We start from the raw sequence: 5,552 nt of genomic DNA on the forward strand, positions 1-5,552 counted from the left end.
CGGCCCGCAGCCGCCCCAGCCACGGCGCGGACCCGGTCGCGGGCGCCGGCCGTTCCTCGACGGCGAGGCGGATCAGCCCCACGCCGATGAGGTCCGGCGCGCCCGCGTCCGGTCCGAGTCCGATCGGTTTGGTCCGCACTGAATACCCCCGGTCAGCGTCCGTCACGCGTGCCGGGTCATCCCACCACAGGTGAGACGCGGACGAACTGGGTCGGGGCGCCGATGAGACGTACGACACGCGCCGGGCGGATCGGGAAGGGGCGGGCCGGCGACGCCGCGCGTCAGCTCCGGTCCGCGGCCCCGTCGGCCTCCTGCGGCGCCGGGGCCGGCTCGCGGAGCTCGAACGGCGAGGGCACCGGGAAGTAGGTCCGCAGGAAGTCGGTGACGGCCCGCTCCTGCTCCTCGGGCGACAGCAGGTCGCGGGTGCCGTCCGCGAGGCAGAAGTAGTCCGCCCAGCGCTCCTCGTGGAGCCGCGCGAGCCGGCCGAGGTCCTCGGTGCTGTCGGTGACGAAGTAGCCGTCGTAGAGCCGGCCCTCGACGGTGCGGGCGGTGGCGTGGCCGTAGTGGATGGCCAGCGTCACCGGCGCGAGGTCCTCGGCGCAGCGGAACGGCGAGCGGACGGTGTCGTGCAGCTCGGCCGCGAAGCGCTCGGCGCTCTCCGCCAGCACGCTGCGGCGCAGCGGGTGCGGCGAGTGCTTGAGGGTGTGCGGGTAGGTCTTGCCGACGACGGCGGCCAGGGCGCGGCGGGTGTTCTTCTGGGCGGCGACGTACACCGAGTCGCCGGAGTCGGTCCCGCCCGGCGGGATGATCCGGTCGTCGGGGAAGTACCGGGGCATGCCGTTGCCGAGGAAGAAGTCCTCCGGGACGAGCGGGCGGCCGAGGAAGACGTCGTCGTTGAGGTAGAGGAAGTGCTCGGCGAGGTCCGGGACGAGGTGCAGCCGGGTCTCGATGGCGTGGGAGTTGAACACCGGGCCCGCGTCGGTGCCGGCGAACAGCGCGCGGTGCGGGACGACGGTCAGGCCCGGGTGGGCGGTGTCCAGCCAGTGCGGCGTCTGGTCGTCGGTGACCAGGTGGATCCGGCGGATCCACGGCGCGTTCGCGGCGAGGGCGCGCAGGCAGTAGCGCAGTTCGTCGCGGTTGCGGAAGCGCTGGTCGGCGTCGCCCGCGAGGCCGCTCTCGGCGACGCCGTCCTCCTCCGCTATCGGGGCGGCGGTGTGCGCGAGGCGGGCGCGGGCGGCGGCCCGGCGCGCCTGCCAGGTGGGGTCGGCGTCGTCGACCCAGGTGATGACGGCGTCGACGGGGAAGTCGACCTGCTCGGGGAGCGAGGCGGCGAAGACGTCGAGCAGCGGGTAGGACCGGCCGCCTATGGTGGTGGTGGCGGTGGCCTCCAGCGAGGGCACCCACCAGCCGAACGGCGTCTCGTCGATCGACGCGATGGCGCCCTCGGAGGGGGCGGCGGAGTCCCAGAACTCCAGGTCGCAGCCGGTTTCGGGGCCGTACAGCAGGGTGTCGATCACCGCCGGGCGGTAGATCCGCACGCCCTTGACGCGGTCCGCCGGCCAGATCGGTTCGGCCTGCTCCTGGGGCGCCCCGCCGTCCTGGTCCTGGTCGGCGCCGCCGTCCTGCGCGGCCTCCGTTCCGGCCTCCAGGCCGGGCTCCTCGGCGGGCTCCAGCAGGGCGACCGCGCCGGGCAACTGCTCCGCGAGGATGGTGGTCAGGGTCCGCCCGTGCTCCAGGAGGTCGGCGTAGACGGCCTGACCGGCGAACGCGGCGGCCAGCGCCTCCAGCACCGCCGGGCGGTCGCCGGGGCGGATCGCCAGCCGGTGCCGGGGGTGCCGGTCGGGCACGATGCCGTGGGGGAGGCCGGCCGCCCGCAGGGCCTCGCTCACCTCGGCCAGGTTGCCGTTCCGGCGGTCGACGGGCAGCAGCGTCCGGCGCGCTTCGGCCAGGTGCTCGTGGTGGCGCACGACACCCGGGAGCGTGCCGAGCAGCTCCTCCTCCCGCGCGGACCGTTCCCCGCCGAGCCGCTCGTACGGCGACGGCCGCCGCTCCTGGGGCGTGGCGTCCTCGTGCCCGCTCTCCTCCGGCGCGGCCTCCGCGTGCTCCTCGCGCGCCTCCGGCCGGGCCTCGGGCGCGACCTGCTCCGGCGCCTCGGCGGCGGTCCCGCCGGGCGCGGCGGCGGAGGGCCGGGTGCGGCGCGCCAGGGCGGTCAGCGGGCGCATCTTGGCCGCGAGATTGGCCGGGCGGATGGGCAAAGGAAACTCCTGGGGGCGCGTGGTTCGGGTATCGGGCGTTTTCGTGTCCCGCAATGGGGGGCGTCGGCCCGAACGGCCCGGATCGGTTCTCCTCGCGAATCCGGAGCGGTCAGGAGGCCGGCTGTGGGGGTCGACTCCGCTTCTCCGGTCTCTTCCTCACAAGTGGCTCGTGGCGCCCGCGGCGGGCGCGGGTCGGGCGGACTTCCGGGTCGGTCGAGATCGTATGCGACCAAGAGAACTTTGTATTGAGCAAGGGTAACAATCGGGTGTCCATTCGGCTCTGCGAGGCATTCGCCGGCGGATTTCATCCGTGGTGAATGGTGTGCGGTCCGACTGAGAGGCCGTCATGAATTCACCGATTCACCGGATTTGTCACGTATTCATGGACCCGGCATGAGCCACCCGGCTTTGTTGTGGCCCGGTCATCGCCATAAAGACCCTCGCCGCCCGCCGCCCGGCCCCCGCCGGTCTGCATATGCAGACCATCGACATATGTCGAGGATTGGCCTATGGTCATCCCGCAAGGCGTGGTCCGGCGTGCGGCCGGACCCCCCGAGACCCGTGGGAGGACCGCAGTGCACCACCGTTCCCGTACGTCCAGGCCGCTCGGCGTCGCCATCGCCGCCGTCCTCGGCCTCGGCTTGGGCGTGCCGCCCGCCGTCGCCGCCCCGGCCACCGACCCCGACCCGGTCCCGGGACTGGTCGCCGGAGCGGACACCGCCGCCCCGCAGCTGGTCACCGGGCTGGCCGAGCGGGCGCCCGGCGCCACCGCGGCCGACGCGGCGCGCGCCCACCTGGCCGCGCACCGGGACCGCTACCGGGTCGACCCCGCGCAGCTCGTGGAGACCGGGACCGAGCGGGCCGCCGACGGCCGCCGCACCGTCAGGTTCGCGCAGCGGCACGGCGGCGTCCCGGTCTTCGGGGCCGCCTACCTGGTCCACCTGGTCGGCGAGGGCGACGGGCAGCGGGTCGAGTCGGTGGGCGGCAAGTACTTCACCGGCCTCACCGCCCCGACCGCGCAGAGCGTCCCGGACGAGGTGCTGCGCCGGCTCGCGCTCGGCGCGGTCGAGGACCCGGCCGCCCGGGAGGGCGCCACGGCCGAGGACCACGGCCTGGTGGTGCTGCCCGGCGGCACCGGTCGGCTCGCCCGCCACTTCACCGTGCGCGGCACCGACCCGGCGGCCTGGGGGACGAAGGCGCGCGCGGTGTTCGTGGACGCGACCACCGGTCAGGTCGCCCTCGCCCACGACGTGCGCGCGCCCTACCGGGCGCAGGACCCGTCGATCGCGGCCGCCGGCGCTCTGGAGCCCGCGATCGGCACCGCCCCGGACGTCCACGGCGATCGGGTGCGGGTGAACCTCGGCCGCCTCCCGGACGGCACCTACCAGCTCACCGACCTCACCCGGCCCGCCACCATCACCGTCTACGACGCGCAGGGCCGCGAGGAGCTGGACTTCCGGGGCAGGATGCCCGCCGACGCCCGGCCCGCGTCATCGCCGACGCCCGACTTCCCGGCCTCCGCCGCGGCCACCGGCGCCGCCAACGCCCAGCTCAACGCCGCGACCGTCGACGGCTTCTACCGCGACCGGCTCGGGCGCCGGGGCATCGACGGCGGGAACGGCCCGATCACCGCCGTCGTCAACGTCACCAGCTTCGGCGAGCGGTACCGCAACGCCGCCTGGGACGGCCGGAAGATGGTCTACGGCGGCGGGAGCGACAAGGAGTACCCGTTCGCCGTCGCGCTGGACGTGGCCGGCCACGAGATGACCCACGGCGTGGTGGAGCACACCGCCGGGCTCGTGCTCCGGGGGCAGTCCGGCGCGCTCGACGAGGCCGTCGCCGACTACTTCGGCAACGCGATCGAGGTGACCGCCCGCGGCCTGTCGATGGACGACCCGCGCGCCGCCCTGCTCGGCGAGAGCCTCTGCCGCACCGGCACCCCGGAGTCCTGCGCCGGCCGCCGGCTGGACGACCGCCGCACCACCGTCGACGACTACGTCGGCGTCGCGGGGGACATCGACAGCGCCGGCGTGCACCTCAACTCCACCATCGTCGGCGGGGCGCTGTGGGACATCCGGCGCGCCCTCGACCCGCTCACCGCCGACCGCCTGGTCTACCGCGCGCTCAGCGAGTACCTCACGCCGCTGGACGGCTTCGTCGACGCCCGCAACGCGGTGCTCGCGGCCGGCCGCTCGATGGGCCTCAGCCGTTCCCAACTGCGCACCGTGGCCGGCGCGTTCGACGCCCACGGGATCAAGGAGGGCTGGCAGCGCAGGATCGGCGTGGACAGCCGCCTGCTGCTGGGCGACATCCCCAGCGGACTGATCGCCCCGGACGCCGCCAACGGCCGCTGGGTGGCGGCCACCACCGAACACGGCTTCCAGGGCACCCTCGGCGTGCTGACCGGCGCCGTCAGCGGCTCCGCCGAACCCGTCGCGCTCAGCCCGCAGGACGGCCGCTCGCACGGCTGGCCCGCCACCGACGGGACGACCGCCGCGTGGGTGGCCCAGGGCGAGGACGCCTCGGGCGCCTGGGGCTGGGAGGTGCTGGCCCGCCCGATCGACGGCGGCCGGCCCCACAGCCTGCGCCGCGCCACCGACCAGATGCTCACCCACCTCCGGGTCTCCGGCGGGACCATCGCCTTCGCGGTGAACGACTTCGCCGCCGGGCGGACCTGGCCCGCGCTCTCGCTGAACGGCGCCCCGGCGGTCGAGATCCCGCTGCCCGACGGCCACCACGCGGCCGACCTCTCCCTGCGGGGCGACCTGCTCGCCTGGACGGAGCGCTGGAAGTCCGGCGAGCGGACCGTGTACGCGCCGACCGTCTACTCGGTCGCCGAGGGCCGGGTCGTCGCCCAGTACGTCCTGGACGGCGCCGTCACGGCCGGGCAGACCCGGCTGGCCGGCGGCCGCCTGCTCTGGGTGGAGCGGCCGGAGGACCGGAGCGCGGGCGGCTCGATCCGCTCCGGCGCCGTCGACGGGTCCGGTGTGACCGACCTTCTGGCCGGAACCGCCGGGGACCGCCGCGACATCACCGGCCTGACCGCCTCCGACCGGGCCGTGACCTTCGGCCACGCGTTCCGCTGGGAGGGCGGCGCCGTGCGGAACACCGAACTGCCGAAGCTCTGGCAGCTCCCGCTCACCGGCGGCACGCCCGAGCGGGTCTCCTGCAACCGCGGCGGCCAGTACGCGCCGGTGGCCGACCGGGGCACCCGGGTGCTCTGGCTCGACGCCACGGCGGGCCGCACCGACCTGGTCGCGCGCGAACGCGCGGCCGGCACCTGCTGACCGGAGGGCG

2 protein-coding genes are annotated in these 5,552 nt (G+C 75.4%); one reads left to right on the forward strand and one right to left on the reverse strand.

Going from position 1 to position 5,552, the window contains the following annotated elements:
• Nucleotides 1–281: 281 nt before the first annotated feature.
• Nucleotides 282–2,255, reverse strand: a complete 1,974-nt coding sequence (locus tag ABD308_RS36200) for a stealth family protein (protein WP_344344424.1) — start codon at nucleotides 2,253–2,255, stop codon at nucleotides 282–284.
• A gap of 575 nt (nucleotides 2,256–2,830) precedes the next feature.
• Here ABD308_RS36200 and ABD308_RS36205 point away from each other — a divergent pair.
• Nucleotides 2,831–5,542, forward strand: a complete 2,712-nt coding sequence (locus ABD308_RS36205) for a M4 family metallopeptidase (protein WP_344344426.1) — start codon at nucleotides 2,831–2,833, stop codon at nucleotides 5,540–5,542.
• The last annotated feature ends 10 nt before the right edge of the window (nucleotides 5,543–5,552 follow it).

This window comes from Kitasatospora putterlickiae (assembly GCF_039527695.1).
GTDB classification, from domain to species: Bacteria; Actinomycetota; Actinomycetes; order Streptomycetales; family Streptomycetaceae; genus Kitasatospora; species Kitasatospora putterlickiae.